We start from the raw sequence: 15,438 nt of genomic DNA, 5'->3' as shown, positions 1-15,438 counted from the left end.
TTGGTACCTGCTTTCGGAAAGATTTAAGCGTTGATCTTGGCGAGCTCGTCGACGACGCGGGATTCCAGATCCTCGCGCAGGGACTCGACCGGGATGCGGGAAATGACTTCAGAGAAGAAGCCGCGGATGATGAGGCGACGTGCCTCGGCGGCAGGGATACCGCGGGACATGAGGTAGAACAGCTCGAGGTCGTCGAAGCGGCCCACCGTTGCGGCGTGGCCAGCACCGACGATCTCACCGGTCTGGATCTCCAGGTTCGGGATGGCATCAGCGCGCGCACCCTCGGTGAGGATCAGGTTGTTGTTCGTCTCATAGGTGTCCGTGTTGTTCGCATTCTTGCGGATGAGCACGTCACCGACCCAGCAGGTGCGGGCCTCCGGGGTACGGGAAGCAGAGCCGGCTTCGGCCTTCTGCGCAGCCGTAGCTCCCTGTAGAGCGCCCTTGTAGAAGACGCGGGAGCGGCAGTTTGGCACGTCGTGGTCCACCAGCAGGCGGTTCTCAAAGTACTGGCCGGCATCAGCAAAGTAGACACCGAGCAGCTCGGCATCGCCACCGGGGCCATCGAAAATTACGCGTGGAACGAGGCGCACGATCTCGCCGCCAAAGATAGCGGTGTTGTGGCGCAGTACGGCGTCGCGGCCCACCTTCGCAATCTGGTGGGACAGGTGCACTGCGTCGTCCTCCCAGTCAGCGTCGACGACGACGGTGACCTGGGAGCCGTCGCCCTGCACGAACTCCACGTTGTCTGCGTGAGTGCCGGAACCGACGTACTTAAGAACGATGGTGACCTCCGCGTGATTGCCCACGTGAATGGAGGTCGCGCCAAAGGACGTCACGCCCTCACCTGCGCCGGTGATGGTGATCTCCACCGGCTTGTCGGGACGTGCATCAGCGGCAACACTGACAATCTGGGCCTCCGGCATGGAGCACCACGCCTGAGCTGCAACGCGGTCAGCAGGTGCGCCAGCGGTTCCCAGGCGGTCGTCGTCAGGCGCAACCGTCTCAGAGGTCACGCCTTCCGGAGCCACCACGTCGATCTGCTGCGCCGTAGCCGGTGCGAACTCACCATTATGCAGGCCACGCAGGTTACGCAAGGAAATGAAACGCCAGACCTCATCGCGGCCGTGCGGCACTGGGAAGTCCTCTACGTTGAAGGACGTGAATTGGTCTCCCTTAGTGACGTCAGCAGGATTAAATTCATTGGAAGCTACCACTTAGCCCACCGATCCTTCCATCTGCAGCTCGATAAGACGGTTGAGCTCCAGCGCGTATTCCATCGGGAGCTCCTTAGCAATCGGCTCGACGAAGCCGCGCACAATCATCGCCATGGCCTCTTCCTCAGCGATACCGCGGGACATGAGGTAGAACAGCTGCTCCTCAGAAACCTGGGAGACCGTTGCCTCGTGGCCAAGGGTGACGTGATCATTACGGATGTCATTGTACGGATACGTATCCGACCTCGAGTCATTGTCCACAAGCAAGGCATCACACTCAACGTTGGCAGCGGAGTTCGTAGCGTTAGCGTTGACCTGCACCAAGCCGCGGTAGGCCGCGCGGCCGCCGTTGCGGGCCACGGACTTCGAGACGATGTTGGAGGACGTGTTCGGCGCCATGTGGATCATCTTGGAGCCGGTGTCCTGGACCTGGTTATCGCCAGCAAAGGCCAGGGAGAGGACCTCACCCTTGGCGTGCTCGCCGGTCAGCCAGCAGGACGGGTACTTCATGGTCACCTTGGAGCCGATGTTGCCATCGACCCATTCCATGGTGCCGCCCTCCTCGACCTTGGCGCGCTGAGTCACCAGGTTGTAGACGTTGGTGGACCAGTTCTGAATGGTGGTGTAGCGGCAGCGGCCGCCCTTCTTCACGACGATCTCGATAACACCGGTGTGCAGCGAATCCGAGTTGTAGATCGGCGCGGTACAGCCCTCGATGTAGTGAACGTAGGCGCCCTCTTCCACGATGATGAGGGTGCGCTCGAACTGGCCCATGTTCTCGGTGTTAATGCGGAAGTAGGCCTGCAGCGGGATATCCACGTGGACGCCCTTCGGGACGTACACGAAGGAACCACCGGACCAGCACGCGTTATTCAGCGCGGAGAACTTGTTGTCGCCGGCCGGAATAACAGTGCCGAAGTATTCCTGGAGGATCTCCGGGTATTCGCGCACTGCGGTGTCGGTATCAACGAAGATAACGCCTTGGGCCTCAAGGTCCTCACGGATCTTGTGGTAAACCACCTCGGACTCATATTGCGCGGCAACACCAGAGACAAGTCGCTTCTTTTCGGCGTCCGGAATACCTAGCTTGTCGTAGGTTTCCTTAATGTCATCCGGCAGGTCATCCCAGGTCTGGGCCTGCTTCTCGGTGGAGCGGACAAAGTACTTAATGTTGTCGAAGTCGATTCCGGAAAGATCCGGGCCCCACGTCGGAACCGGCTTCTTGTTGAATACACGCAGCGCCTTAAGGCGGGACTCGAGCATCCATTCCGGCTCGTTCTTCTTCTTCGAGATATCGCGGACGACATCCTCGCTCAAACCGCGGTGTGCAGCCTGGCCGGCTTCGTCGGAATCACGCCAGCCGTACTCATAGCCACCGATGGAAGAGATGATCTCGTCATCGCTCATCTTGGTCTCAAGCCCTGGTGCTGGTTGTGCCTGTGTCAAAGCCCGCTCCTTTCTAGTTCGATTAGTTTTCTTCCCGCTCCGCCGAAGCTGGTGGAACGGGAGTTAAGGGGATATTCGTGGTGCAGATTCCATGGCCATCCGCGATGGAGGCTAAGGGCTGCACATGTTTGCCTAATAGCGCGGAGAAGACTTCCTGTTCAGCTTCACACAACTCCGGGTGCTCGGTGGCCACGTGGGCAACCGGGCAGTGGTGCTGGCAAATCTGTACTCCGTTGCCCACCGACGTCACCGTGGCCGCGTAGCCATGCGCATCGAGCACCTCAGCTAGCTGACGAGCCACCTCCGGAACAGATTCCTCATCCTGTACCAAAGGTGTCACGTCCTCTACGAGGCGTTCGAATCGCGCCTTGGCAAAGCGGCGGACTGCTTCCGGACCACCCGCTTCTCGCAGCGCTGTGAGTGCTTCCGCCGCCAACTGGTCATAGGCGTGACCAAATTGGGCGCGCCCTTGATCCGTAAGGCGGAAATGCTTGGCGGGGCGACCGCGGCCTACTGTTTGCCCGGGACGGGCTGGCGGGCGGCGGTGCACCACCTCGGTGAGTCCTTCCTCCACCAGAATGTCTAAGTGCCGACGGATGCCGGCCGCAGAGAGACCGAGACGTTCACCCAAATACGACGCCGTTACCGGACCGTCCTTGAGAAGCAACAGCATGACGTGTCGGCGGGTATCGCCCTCTGTAGAGCGAGTTTCCCTTGGCAACTCCTTCGTCACGGTGTACACCTCCTTGAATGAAACACTCTCCCTTTAGACAACACTAGTGTTCCTTAATTCATTCCCGATTTCCACTCTTTCATTCGTGTCGCGGGCACCTAGTCGCTTCTCCCCACCGAGCGACTAAGGTAAACAGGCATGAATATGGAGCGCGGCTACACCCAATCGGGGCGATTGCACCGAGTCATCTGGGGTGTGCGCGATGAACTCCCCCGCATGGGAGTCCCGGGATCCCGCTCTGCGCTCCTTCACCAGGATTTTCCCGACTCCCCCGAAGATGCAGATCACGCCGCGCTTGGCGACGTTCACCGCCGCACCATAGCCCAGCTGCGCACACTTTTTAGCCTGAGATGGCTCGGAACCATTGGAGCCTTACTCATTGCGCTTGGCGGCCTAGGTGCCGGTGCCCTGCCCGTCGTGGGTAACCCTTATGAGTCATTGCCCTTTGGCTCGCTCATGACGCGAATGCTGCAATCAGCATCCGCCCTTGTCTTCATTGGTGTCGGATTCATGGTGACGGCCTGGGTATGCATGGCCCCGTTGGTGGGTGCACCGCTGCGCTTGGGCAAGAACTCGGCGAGCGCAAGTACAGGCTCAACACCTAGCGCAGATCCGCGGTTTAGCCACTCCCCGCGAGTAGTCACGCAAAGTCAGATGTGGCGAACATGGTTGGGATGGGTTCTCCCCTTGCTCGTCACCGCGCCGCTGTTTACCCAAGACATCTACTCTTATCTCGCCAACGGCTCCATCGTGCTTCAAGGGCTCGATCCCTATTCCGCGGGCCCCGTGGAACTTTTGGGCGCAGATAATGATCTTGCCCGGTCCGTCCCCTTCATTTGGGCAAACTCCCCTTCCCCCTATGGCCCCGTAGCCTTGGGCTTGGCAGCTGTCGTGAGCTGGCTGACCAACGATTCCATCATTTGGGGTGTGGTGCTGCACCGCGTGTTTTCTCTTTTCGGCATCATCGCTGCCGGCTGGGCCAGTGCACGGCTTGCTACCCGATGCCGTGTATCCCCCGAGGCGGCGCTGTGGCTGGGCATCCTTAACCCCTTGACCATCCTTCACCTCGTCGGCGGAATCCACAATGAATCCTTCATGTTGGGGTTGGCTCTCGTCGGTGTAGAGCTGGGCCTGCGGGCGGTCAATGACGAGCACAACGCCCGATGGCGAGTGTGGGGGTTGTTTCTAGCCTCGGGTGTCCTTATTTCTTGCGCGGGCATGGTCAAGGTCACCGGCTTCATTGGCCTAGGCTTTGTTGGCATGGCGGCGGCTCGCGGGCTCGTCGACAAGCTCGGCATCCCGCCAGTCCGGGCGGTGCTTGGCGCTGGCGTGACCCAATTGCTGGTGCTCGCAGCGTCCATCGCCGCTGTCACTGTCATTACGGGGATCGACATAGGTTGGATTTTCGGTCAGGGCGGCGCAGCAACTATCCGTTCCTGGCTGTCTGCGACAACCTCCGTGGGTGTCGGCGCCGGCTCCCTGGGGATGCTGCTAGGTTTAGGCGATCACACCGAAGCCATCCTCAGCGTCACCCGTACCGTAGGCGTCATTATCGCCGCCGGTTTCATGATCCGCATGCTGTTTGCCACCTACCGCGGCGCAATCCACCCAGTGGGTGGTCTGGGAGTGTCCACCTTTGTGCTCGTGGTGTTTTTCCCCGTTGTCCAACCCTGGTACATCCTGTGGGCCGTGTTGCCGCTCGCCGCGTGGGCTAACCGCCGCTTTTTCCGCATGGCCGTCATGATCTATTCCGGATTGATGAGCTTCATCGTCCTGCCCCGCGGACTCGGGCTTCCTCCCGGGACGGTATTCATCATCTACCTCGCCGCCCTGGTGACCTTCCTCGCGCTCGCCGCTGCGGGGTGGGTTGTATTGCGACGCTCAGGCGTCCGTGTCCTAAACTAAGGCTCCGTGACTACATCAGCTCTTGTATTGGATAACGTCATTAAGACCTATGGCGACGTCAACGCAGTTAACGGGCTGAGTTTCCACGCCAAATATGGCGAGATCCTGTGTTTGCTGGGCCCTAACGGTGCCGGAAAGACAACCACCATCGAGATGTGTGAAGGCTTCAAAAAGCCCACTTCTGGCCACATTGAAGTCTTAGGCCTTGACCCCGCTCGCAACCCTGATGCAGTGCGCTCCCGCATCGGCATCATGCTCCAAGGTGGGGGCTCCTACTCCGGCATCAAGGTCAAGGAGATGCTGAAACTCAGCGCCTCCTATAACGAAAATCCTTTGGACCCGGAGTGGCTTCTGGATACCCTCGGGCTGCGCGGGGTGGCAAAGAATAGCTACCGCCGTTTGTCCGGTGGGCAACAACAACGTCTCTCTCTCGCTCTGGCCATCATTGGTCGCCCCGAATTAGTCTTCCTCGATGAGCCCACCGCAGGCATGGATGCCCAATCGCGTCTTGCCGTCTGGGACCTTATCCGCTCTTTGCGCGCCGACGGCGTCACCGTCATCTTGACTACTCATCTCATGGACGAGGCGGAAGCGCTCAGCGACCATGTCGTCATCATCGACCACGGCCGGCTCGTCGCCAGCGGCACCGCAGCTTCCCTCACGGAGACAACCGACATCCCGCAGCTGAACTTTGATACCGCAACCCCGGTGGATCTGGAGGCCTTGCGTGAGGTCGGGATCTCCGCCGAGGCCCTTCGCCCCTTGCACTACCGACTCACCTCTACGGTCAGCCCAGCCGTTATCGCGGATCTCGCCACGGGTTTGGCCGCACAAAACGTTGTCCTCCGCAACCTGCATACCTCGCACCGCAACCTCGAAGAGGTCTTCTTGGACCTCACCGGTCGCGAGATGCGCAGCTAGAACCGCTGCTGATTTCCTCTACTGTTTTTCACCACTTTCTTTGATCAAGGAGACGCTCCATGAGCACCTTCGCACCCGGCACTTTTAGCCCGCACCCGCAGCGCGTCGGCGTAGCGGCCATGGCGCGTGCCCAAGGGGCTATCGAATCCAAACTGATGCTGCGGCACGGCGAGCAACAGTTACTGAGCATCATTATCCCGCTCGCTATCCTGATCGGCGCCGCGAAGCTGAAGGACACTACCGGGCATGGTGTGGATGAGGTTTTCCCCATGGTGCTGGCCGTTGCAGCGACCTCCTCCGGTTTCACAGGTCAGGCCATCTCCTTGGCCTTCGACCGTCGCTATGGTGCACTGAAGCGCACCGGCGCATCGGGCGTTCCTGCCTGGGCCATCGTGGTGGGAAAGATTCTCGGCGTGCTCTCCATGGTGGTGCTCCAGGTCCTTGTGCTCGGCACTGTCGCAGCTATCCTCGGCTTGCGAGTTTCTGCTGGGGGCGCTGCCATCGGCGTGCTGACCTTGGCGTTAGGAGTGTCCACGTTTACAGCCTTGGGCCTGCTGCTGGGCGGAACCTTTAGCTCTGAGGTAGTCCTGGCAGTGGCCAACCTGATTTGGTTTCTCCTTCTCGGGGCCGTCGGGTGGGCGATGTTTTCCCAGGGTCTCGGCGACAACGGGGTGCTCACGCTGGTACCCACGGTGGCCATGGCTGCTGGTCTCGATACCGCCCTCAACGGTTCCTTCCCGGGCATTGAGCTCGTGGTCCTCGTGGTGTGGGCAGCAGTGGCGTCGTTTGCCGCGGTGCGTTGGTTCCGCTTCGAGGGCTAAAAGTGATTCTTCTCCCTTGCGTGGTGTGACCCACCCGTCGATATTGGTTCCGGGGCAGGGCCGAGCGGTAGGCTGAATAGCCGTGAGTACCGCAAATGTTTCTTCTCAACGTCCCCTCGCGCCTGCCGGCGTGGCCTCTGGCCCGTCGCTGAAGATGCAGCGCATTATCGCCCTCATCCTTCTGTTCTGTCAGGGCGGCATTACGGTATCGGGCTCCATCGTGCGCGTCACCGGCTCCGGCCTTGGTTGCGTTACCTGGCCCAACTGCCACCCCGGTTCCTTGGTGCCCATTGAGGGTGCGGCCCCCATGCTCCACCAAGCCATTGAGTTTGGAAACCGCCTGCTGACCTTCGTTGTCGCGGCGGCTGCCATCGCCAGCATCGTGGTCGTTCACAAGGCGCAGCGCCGCAAGGAGCTCAAGGTCTATGCCTGGGCGGGGCTCGCCGGCATCGTGGTGCAGGCACTCATTGGCGCTCTGTCGGTCGTGCTGAAGCTTTCTTGGTGGAGTGTGGCTGTGCATTTCCTCCCGTCGATGGTCTTGGTGTGGATCGCGGCCATGCTGTTCTCCCGCATTAATGAACCCGATGACGGCACTCCCACTCGCCTCTTCCCCGCCGCGGTGCGCACCCTCGCGGTGGTGGCCACTGTGGCCCTGTCCATCGTTCTGCTGACGGGCACCTTTGTCACTGGCTCGGGTACCCACTCCGGTGATGCCGGTGTGGGCATGGAGGGCCGCCTCGGCGTGGACACCTATGGCATGGCCATCATTCACGCGGTCTGCATGTACGTCTACTTAGCGCTGACGCTCATCGTGGTCTTCCTCTTGCACCGCACCGGCGCTCCCAAGGTGGCGAAGAAGGCCGGCTGGGTGCTCATTGCCTGCATCGTCATACAGTGGGCTATCGGTGTCACCCAGTTCTACCTCCACATCCCCCGCTGGACCGTTCCCTTCCACGTGGGCATGTCCTCAGTGGTCACGGCCTTCACCGCCTTGCTGTGGGCGCATGGCTTGCGCCGCGTCGGCAACGAGGATGGCACAACTGCCAGCACCTCCCAGCGCGGTGGCGAGAACGTCCCCGCCGCCCACAGCTAAGCAGAGCCAACGGAGCCGGTAAAACAGGTACTCGAAGCGCCGCCGTTCTCATCAGGAAGTGAGGATGGCGGCGCTTTTTGCTGCGCGGAGCCCTCGGCTTCGTTTAGCCTAGACACCATGCATGCTATTCAGGTGACCACGACCGGAGGGCCCGAGGTCCTCACCTACGCCGAGGTAGAATCCCCCACGCCGACGAAGGAGCAGCTGCTTGTCGACGTCTCCGTGGCCGGTGTCAACTACATCGACACCTACTACCGCGAAGGCATCTACAACGCCTCCGTGCCGTTCATCATCGGACTCGAGGGAACCGGACGCGTTGTGCACGACCCCCAGGGGGAAATCGCCCCGGGCACGATGGTGGCCTGGGATCACGCTTTCGGCTCCTATGCGGAGCAAGTCTGCGTGCCGCGCGACCGCGTGGTGGCCGTCCCCGACGAGATTCCTTCCGCCGTCGCAGGTTCCATGCTCCTCCAGGGCATGACGGCGCACTACCTCACCCACGGTGTCTATCAGCTGGGGGAAGGTGCGTCCTGCCTCATTACCGCCGGTGCGGGCGGCGTGGGCTTAATCCTCACCCAGATGGCCAAGGCCCTGGGCGCCACCGTCTATTCCGTGGTTTCCACCGATGAGAAGGAAGAGCTGGCCTACGGCGCGGGTGCAGACCACGTGTTCCGCTACAGCAGTGGCTTGGCAGAGCAGGTACGTCGTCACAATGGCGGGCGCGGCGTCGACGTGGTCTACGATGGCGTCGGCAAAGCCACCTTCGGTGAATCCCTTGAGGTTGTGCGGCCGCGCGGCACGGTAGCGCTCTTCGGCGCCGCGTCGGGCCCCGTCCCGCCGATGGACCCGCAGCTGCTGAACAAGCACGGCTCCATCTTCCTCACCCGCCCCTCGCTCGGTGCTTGGACCTCCCAGGAAGGCGAGTTCCAGATGCGCGCCCAGGCAGTGGTGCAGGCGGTCATCGATGGCGACCTCGACTTCCGCATCTCGGCGGAATATCCGCTCGCCGAAGCCGCTCAGGCCCACCGCGACCTCCAAGAGCGCAAAACCACCGGCTCCATCGTTCTGCGCGTAAGAGAAGACTAGTCCAAGGAGTAGCTCCCTGGACTAGTTCGAGATAATTGGAGGTTCGCTGATCTGGTTGGCAGGCCGCCTCGTTAGAAGAGGGCGGCCGACCAGCCCAGCATGCGACCGATGGGTTCCCAGCCCACGACGGCGTCGATAGACAGCCCAATGAAGAGGACTGAGAGATAGTTATTGGAGTAGATGAATAGGCGCATGGGCTTGACCTTTGCGCCCTTCTTCACGCCTTGGTGGAGGCGGATTGCCATCCATAAGAAGACCGCACCGGAGGCCACCGCGGCCACCAAGTAGATCCAGGAGGCTGCCGGGATAATAAGGAAGGTCACGATAACCGTGCCGATGGTGTACCACACAATCTGGCGGGTAACTTCCACCTCCCCGGCAACGACGGGCAGCATCGGCACCCCGGCCTTGCGGTAGTCCTCCTTGTATTTCATCGCCAGCGCCCACGTATGAGGCGGGGTCCAGAAGAAGATGATGAGGAACAAGACTACGGCTTGCCACCAACGGTCAGGCTCCCCCGCCGGTGCGTTATCCCGGATCACCGCCCAGCCCACCATGGCGGGCATACAGCCTGCTAGGCCACCCCAGACAATGTTCTGGGAGTTTCGCATCTTAAGGAACTTCGTGTAGACGATGACATAGAAGAAGTTAGTCAGCAGCACGAAGAACGCCGCCAGCCAGGAATGCGCCAGCACGCCCAGCCAGAAGACGGATAGTGCGAGCATGACCCAAGCAAAAATGGCGGCATTGCGACGCGAAATAGTCTTGCGCACCAGCGGCCGAGCACGAGTGCGCTGCATCTTCTGGTCAATCTCATAGTCCACGACGTTGTTGAACGTGTGGGCCGCAGCGGCACCCATCCATCCGCCAAAGATGGTGGATACGATGAGCCAGAAGTTTGAGGACACCGCCTCGAATCCACGCTGGGCCTGGAGCATAGCCGGGATTGCTGCCACGAGGAGGAGTTCAATGATCCTCGGTTTCGTTAGCGCAAAATAGGCCTTGATGGTCTCCAAGGAATAGTCCTCCGTATATCCGGCACGTGGGTGTATGGCTTATAGGTCTGAAGTAGTGGTCGTCTGCTCGCGCTAAAAAGTTCCCGAGATATCCCGAGAGCTGTGTGGCACGGTCGAGGTTTCCTCTTCGAAGCACTCGCCAGCCAGATCCGAAAGCGGGGAGCAACGGCGTCAACCATGCCAGACTACCGCCCGAAACCTGGTTTATATAATCCCCCGCCGAAGATCGAAAAACCTTTACACTGATTAACGGTATATCTGTTTCCAGAAGCGAAGTGAGGTTTTCGCCGTGTCGCACGAAAAGTTGTCCCCGGAACTGCAGGCTATGGTTCAGCGCCGTTATCCTTCGGACTGGAGTGACCTCGACACCCGCGCCGTGGATACCGTCCGCGTGCTCGCTGCCGATGCCGTTCAGAACTGCGGCTCCGGCCACCCCGGTACCGCCATGTCCTTGGCGCCTCTGGCCTACACGCTCTACCAGCGCGTGCTCAACCATGACCCAGCCGATGTTCACTGGGCGGGGCGCGACCGCTTTGTCCTCTCAGTGGGGCACTCTTCTCTGACGCAGTATATCCAGCTCTTCCTCGGCGGCTTCGGCCTCGAGATGGAGGATCTCAAGTCTTTGCGCACGTGGGGTTCTAAGACTCCCGGCCACCCGGAGGTTCACCACACCGACGGCGTAGAAATCACCACCGGCCCGCTGGGCCAGGGCCTGGCTTCCGCGGTTGGTATGGCCATGGCCGCGCGCAAGGAGCGTGGATTGTTCGACGCTTCCGCCCCGGCTGGCGAATCTCCTTTCGATCACTATGTCTATGTCATCGCCTCTGACGGTGACCTGCAGGAGGGCGTGACTGCTGAGGCCTCCTCCTTGGCAGGTACTCAGAAGCTGGGCAACCTTATCGTCTTCTGGGATGACAACCGCATCTCCATCGAGGATGACACCAACATTGCCTTCAACGAGGACGTCGCCAAGCGCTACGAGGCTTATGGCTGGCACGTGCAGACCGTGGAGTCCGGTGAGGACGTCGAAGCCATCGAAGCGGCCGCTGCTGCTGCCCGCGCCGAAACCTCCCGCCCTTCCTTCATCCGTGTAAAGACGGTCATCGGTTACCCAGCACCGAACAAGATGAACACCGGTGGCGTCCACGGCGCCGCCCTCGGTGAAGACGAGGTGGCCGCGACCAAGGAAGTCCTCGGCTTCGATCCTGCGCAGTCCTTCCACATCGACGAGAAAGTTCTCGCTCATACCCGCGAGCTGGCTGCCCGCGGTGCACAGAAACATGCTGAGTGGCAGGAGAAATTCGACGCGTGGGCCGCAGCCAACCCGGAAGAGAAGAAGCTCTTCGACCGCCTCCAGGCACGCGAACTTCCTGCTGACTTCGCCGCCGAGCTTCCCACGTGGGAAGCGGGCGAGTCTCTGGCTACCAGAAAGGCTTCTGAAGCCGCCATTCAAACACTTGCGGCCTCCCTGCCGGAGATGTGGGGCGGTTCCGCCGACCTGGCAGGCTCCAATAACACGGTGATCAAGGGCGCGGAGTCCTTTGGCCCCGAGTCCATCACTACGGATGCCTGGACTGCCACACCTTATGGCCGCAACCTCCACTTCGGTATTCGTGAACACGCCATGTCCGCCATCATGAACGGCATTGCGTTGCACGGCAATACCCGCGTCTATGGCGGTACCTTCCTTATCTTCTCTGAGTACCAGTACCCCGCCGTGCGCCTCGGTGCGCTCATGTCCACCGATACCTACTACGTGTGGACTCACGATTCCATTGGCTTGGGCGAAGACGGCCCCACCCACCAGCCGGTGGAAACGCTCGCTGCCCTGCGCGCCATCCCCAACCTTTCCGTCATCCGCCCGGCCGATGCTAACGAGACGGCCCAGGCGTGGGCGGCAGCACTCGAGTACAAGGCCGCGCCGAAGGGCCTAGCGCTGTCCCGCCAGAATCTTCCAGTGCTTGAGGGCACCAAGGAAAAGGCGGCCGAAGGCGTCCGCCGCGGCGCCTACATCCTTGTTGAGGCATCGAAGGAAACTCCAGATGTCATCCTCCTTGCCACCGGCTCCGAGGTGCAGCTCGCTGTGGAAGCCGCCAAGCAGCTCGAGGCTGAAGGTACTGCCACCCGGGTCGTTTCCGCACCGTGCCTGGAGTGGTTCGATGAGCAGGATGCTTCCTACCGCGAATCCGTCCTTCCCTCCTCGGTCCGCGCGCGCGTCTCCGTCGAAGCTGGTATCTCTATGCCGTGGCACAAGTACACCGGTTCCTTCGGCCGCACCGTGTCTCTGGAGCACTTTGGTGCCTCTGCACCTGCCGCAGAGCTCTTTGAGAACTTCGGTTTCACCGCCGAGGCCGTTGCTGATGCCGCGCGCGAAGCACTGAGCGCGGCGCAGGCAGACTAGTCTCCCGTTCCGAGTTCCCCTCACGAAAGGACCTACACCACACCATGACGCATATTGATAATCTGGCTCACCTCGGGACGTCAACCTGGCTCGATGATCTTTCCCGCGAACGCCTAGACTCCGGCAACCTCCGTGAGCTCTTGGACACTAAGTCCATCGTGGGTGTCACCACGAACCCCGCGATCTTTGCTGCCGCAATGTCATCCGGCACCTCCTATGATTCCGATATCGCAGCACTGAAGGAAAAGTCCGCTAACGCGGACGAAGCTGTGTACGCACTGGCTATCGACGATGTCCGTAACGCGTGCGACGTCTTTACCGAGATCTACGAGAAGTCGGGTGGCCGGGATGGCCGCGTCTCCATCGAGGTAGATCCCCGCATCTCCGCAGATGCGGAAGCAACCCTGGAGCAGGCACGTGAGCTGTGGGCGAAGGTTGAGCGCCCCAACCTCATGATCAAGATCCCAGCTACCGATGGCTCCCTTCCTGCTATCTCCGACGCCCTCGCCGAGGGCATCTCCGTCAATGTCACCCTTATCTTCTCCGTCGAACGCTACGCCCAGGTCATTGCTGCTTATAAGGAGGGAATCAAGCGCGCGGCTGCGGCGGGCAAGGACGTTTCCAGGATTCACTCCGTAGCATCCTTCTTTGTCTCCCGTTTGGATACCGAAGTAGACAAGCGCTTGGAATTGAACGGCGCTGACGAGGCTCTTGCCTTGCGCGGAAAAGCTGGCGTGGCTAACGCTCAGCGGGCCTACGCCCTGTTCCGCAAGGAGTTCACGGCGGGCGGCGAAGACCTTCCAACTGGCGCTAACCCGCAACGCCCCCTGTGGGCGTCGACGGGAGTTAAGAACCCCGACTACCCTGCCACACTCTATGTTTCTGAGCTAGCTGGACCGGATACCGTTAACACGATGCCGGAGAAGACCATCGATGCCGTACTCGAGCAGGGCAACCTGCACGGCGATACTCTCAGTGGCTCTGCGGAGCAGGCAGAGCGGGTGTGGTCACAGCTGGAGGCAGTTGGCATTGACTTCGCGGATGTCTTCGCAGTGCTGGAGAAGGAGGGCGTCGACAAGTTCGTCGATGCATGGGAAGCTTTGCTTGCTTCAATGACGGACCGCCTCGCTTAGACAACGGCGAACAGTGATTGCTCAACAGCGACTCACGCACCGTCTATGGCCACGCAACTATGGCCTACGCGGCGCGGGTCGCTATGCTGAGCAGTTGGACTTAACTCACACAGACCGAAAGGACACTTAGTGAGCACTACCAGCGCGTGGGTCAACCCGTTGCGCAACGCGAAGGACAAGCGCCTGCCACGCATCGCCGGCCCCTCTGGCATGGTGATTTTTGGCGTCACGGGTGACTTGGCGCGCAAGAAGCTCCTGCCTGCAATCTATGACCTGGCCAATCGCGGATTGCTTCCGGCAGGCTTCACTTTGGTCGGCTACGGCCGCCGCGACTGGGATAAACAGGCCTTCTGCGACTACGTACGCGAAGCCGCCGAGGCAGGAGCACGAACCACTTTCAGTGAGCATGTGTGGGAGCACCTCGCCAAGGGAATCGAGTTTGTACACGGCAGCTTCGATGACGAAGGCTTTGACAAGCTGTCTGCCCGACTCGCTGAGCTCAACGCTTCCCGCGGCACGGGCGGTAACTGGGCCTACTACCTTTCCGTGCCCCCGGAGTTCTTCTCCGATATTTGCCATCAGTTGGAGCGCGTCGGCATGGCAGATAGCACGGATAATTCCTGGCGCCGCGTCATCATTGAGAAACCTTTCGGCCACGATCAGAATTCCGCACGCCAGCTCAACGAGATTGTCAACGCCGTTTTCCCAGAGTCCTCGGTCTTCCGCATCGACCACTACCTGGGTAAAGAAACGGTGCAGAACATCATGGCTTTGCGCTTTGCCAACCAGATCTTCGAACCCATGTGGAATGCGCACTATATCGACCATGTGCAAATCACCATGGCCGAAGACATCGGGCTCGGAGGCCGTGCTGGCTACTATGACGGCATCGGCGCTGCCCGCGATGTCATCCAAAACCATCTCCTGCAGCTGCTAGCCCTCGTCGCCATGGAGGAGCCTTCCTCCTTTGCCCCTGAGGCGCTCCAAGCCGAAAAGATCAAGGTGCTGCGTGCCACCAACGCGGTGCACCCGCTTAACAAGACCACAGCCCGCGGCCAGTACTCCGCTGGCTGGCAGGGCTCAGAGTATGTTAATGGCCTCCGGGAAGAAGAAGGCTTCGATCCCGAATCCACGACGGAAACCTATGCAGCCTGCACCCTTGAGGTCAATTCCCGTCGCTGGGCGGGCGTTCCTTTCTACCTGCGCACCGGCAAGCGCCTCGGCCGCCGCGTGACGGAGATTGCACTCGTCTTTAAGACCGCCCCACACCAGCCTTTTGACCAAGGTCAAGCTGATTCACTGGGCCAGAATGCCGTGGTGATCCGCGTCCAGCCAGATGAAGGCGTCACCATGCGCTTCGGATCCAAAGTTCCCGGCTCCACCATGGAGGTGCGCGACGTCAACATGGACTTCGCCTACGCCGAGGCCTTCACCGAGGAATCACCGGAAGCCTACGAGCGCCTGATTCTCGACGCCCTCTTAGACGAGTCCTCCCTCTTCCCCACCAACGAGGAAGTGGAGCTGTCCTGGTCCATCCTCGACCCCATCATTGAATACTGGTCCAACATCGGTCAGCCAGAGCAGTACCGCGCTGGCACATGGGGGCCGGAGTCTGCCGATAGAATGCTGCGCCGCCGGGGTCATTCCTGGCGCCGTCCGTAGGGCCCCT

General features: G+C 60.7%; 12 protein-coding genes. 8 read left to right on the top strand and 4 right to left on the bottom strand.

The features are described 5' to 3' along the window. Window positions 1-23: 23 nt before the first annotated feature. The 3 genes from sufD to HMPREF2781_RS00575 form a co-directional block, all read right to left on the bottom strand. A complete protein-coding gene (sufD, locus tag HMPREF2781_RS00585; RefSeq protein WP_070643500.1) occupies window positions 24-1,214 on the bottom strand; it encodes a Fe-S cluster assembly protein SufD in 1,191 nt (396 codons plus the stop codon). Next, window positions 1,215-2,621 (bottom strand): Fe-S cluster assembly protein SufB, encoded by a 1,407-nt coding sequence (gene sufB / locus HMPREF2781_RS00580; protein WP_201829579.1) that lies wholly within the window; start codon window positions 2,619-2,621, stop codon window positions 1,215-1,217. It lies immediately after the preceding gene. 61 nt (window positions 2,622-2,682) lie between these two features. Further along, window positions 2,683-3,393 (bottom strand): helix-turn-helix transcriptional regulator, encoded by a 711-nt coding sequence (locus HMPREF2781_RS00575; RefSeq protein WP_070444851.1) that lies wholly within the window; start codon window positions 3,391-3,393, stop codon window positions 2,683-2,685. A gap of 138 nt (window positions 3,394-3,531) precedes the next feature. On the opposite strand from HMPREF2781_RS00575, the gene mptB reads away from it, so the two are divergent. From mptB to HMPREF2781_RS00550, 5 genes are all read left to right on the top strand, one after another. Then, entirely contained in the window at window positions 3,532-5,298 is a 1,767-nt protein-coding gene (mptB, locus tag HMPREF2781_RS00570; RefSeq protein ID WP_070643495.1) for a polyprenol phosphomannose-dependent alpha 1,6 mannosyltransferase MptB, read from the top strand. A gap of 6 nt (window positions 5,299-5,304) precedes the next feature. Then, window positions 5,305-6,219 carry an ABC transporter ATP-binding protein gene (locus HMPREF2781_RS00565; protein ID WP_070643492.1) on the top strand — a complete coding sequence of 305 codons (915 nt, stop codon included), beginning with the start codon at window positions 5,305-5,307 and terminating at the stop codon, window positions 6,217-6,219. A gap of 59 nt (window positions 6,220-6,278) precedes the next feature. Beyond that, on the top strand, window positions 6,279-7,040 hold the full coding sequence (locus tag HMPREF2781_RS00560) for an ABC transporter permease (protein WP_070643491.1): 762 nt from the start codon (window positions 6,279-6,281) through the stop codon (window positions 7,038-7,040). Window positions 7,041-7,122: 82 nt separating this feature from the next. Next, window positions 7,123-8,133 carry a COX15/CtaA family protein gene (locus HMPREF2781_RS00555; RefSeq protein ID WP_070643488.1) on the top strand — a complete coding sequence of 337 codons (1,011 nt, stop codon included), beginning with the start codon at window positions 7,123-7,125 and terminating at the stop codon, window positions 8,131-8,133. Between the two features lie 117 nt (window positions 8,134-8,250). Then, a complete protein-coding gene (locus HMPREF2781_RS00550) occupies window positions 8,251-9,219 on the top strand; it encodes a quinone oxidoreductase family protein (protein WP_070444867.1) in 969 nt (322 codons plus the stop codon). A gap of 71 nt (window positions 9,220-9,290) precedes the next feature. On the opposite strand, the gene HMPREF2781_RS00545 is transcribed toward HMPREF2781_RS00550, so the two are convergent. Then, complete coding sequence (locus HMPREF2781_RS00545) at window positions 9,291-10,235, bottom strand: heme o synthase (protein WP_010186753.1); 945 nt, start codon at window positions 10,233-10,235, stop codon at window positions 9,291-9,293. A 325-nt stretch (window positions 10,236-10,560) separates the two neighbouring features. On the opposite strand from HMPREF2781_RS00545, the gene tkt reads away from it, so the two are divergent. The 3 genes from tkt (at window position 10,561) to zwf (ending at window position 15,431) form a co-directional block, all read left to right on the top strand. Next, a complete protein-coding gene (gene tkt, locus HMPREF2781_RS00540; protein ID WP_210385986.1) occupies window positions 10,561-12,636 on the top strand; it encodes a transketolase in 2,076 nt (691 codons plus the stop codon). A gap of 44 nt (window positions 12,637-12,680) precedes the next feature. After that, window positions 12,681-13,769: a transaldolase gene (gene tal / locus HMPREF2781_RS00535; protein WP_070643481.1), complete on the top strand. Its 1,089-nt coding sequence runs from the start codon at window positions 12,681-12,683 to the stop codon at window positions 13,767-13,769. Window positions 13,770-13,898: 129 nt separating this feature from the next. After that, window positions 13,899-15,431 (top strand): glucose-6-phosphate dehydrogenase, encoded by a 1,533-nt coding sequence (zwf, locus tag HMPREF2781_RS00530; protein ID WP_070643478.1) that lies wholly within the window; start codon window positions 13,899-13,901, stop codon window positions 15,429-15,431. The last annotated feature ends 7 nt before the right edge of the window (window positions 15,432-15,438 follow it).

The sequence above is a fragment of the Corynebacterium sp. HMSC062A03 genome (assembly GCF_001811145.1).
GTDB classification, from domain to species: Bacteria; Actinomycetota; Actinomycetes; order Mycobacteriales; family Mycobacteriaceae; genus Corynebacterium; species Corynebacterium aurimucosum.
This window is presented reverse-complemented; position numbering and strand designations above follow the sequence as displayed.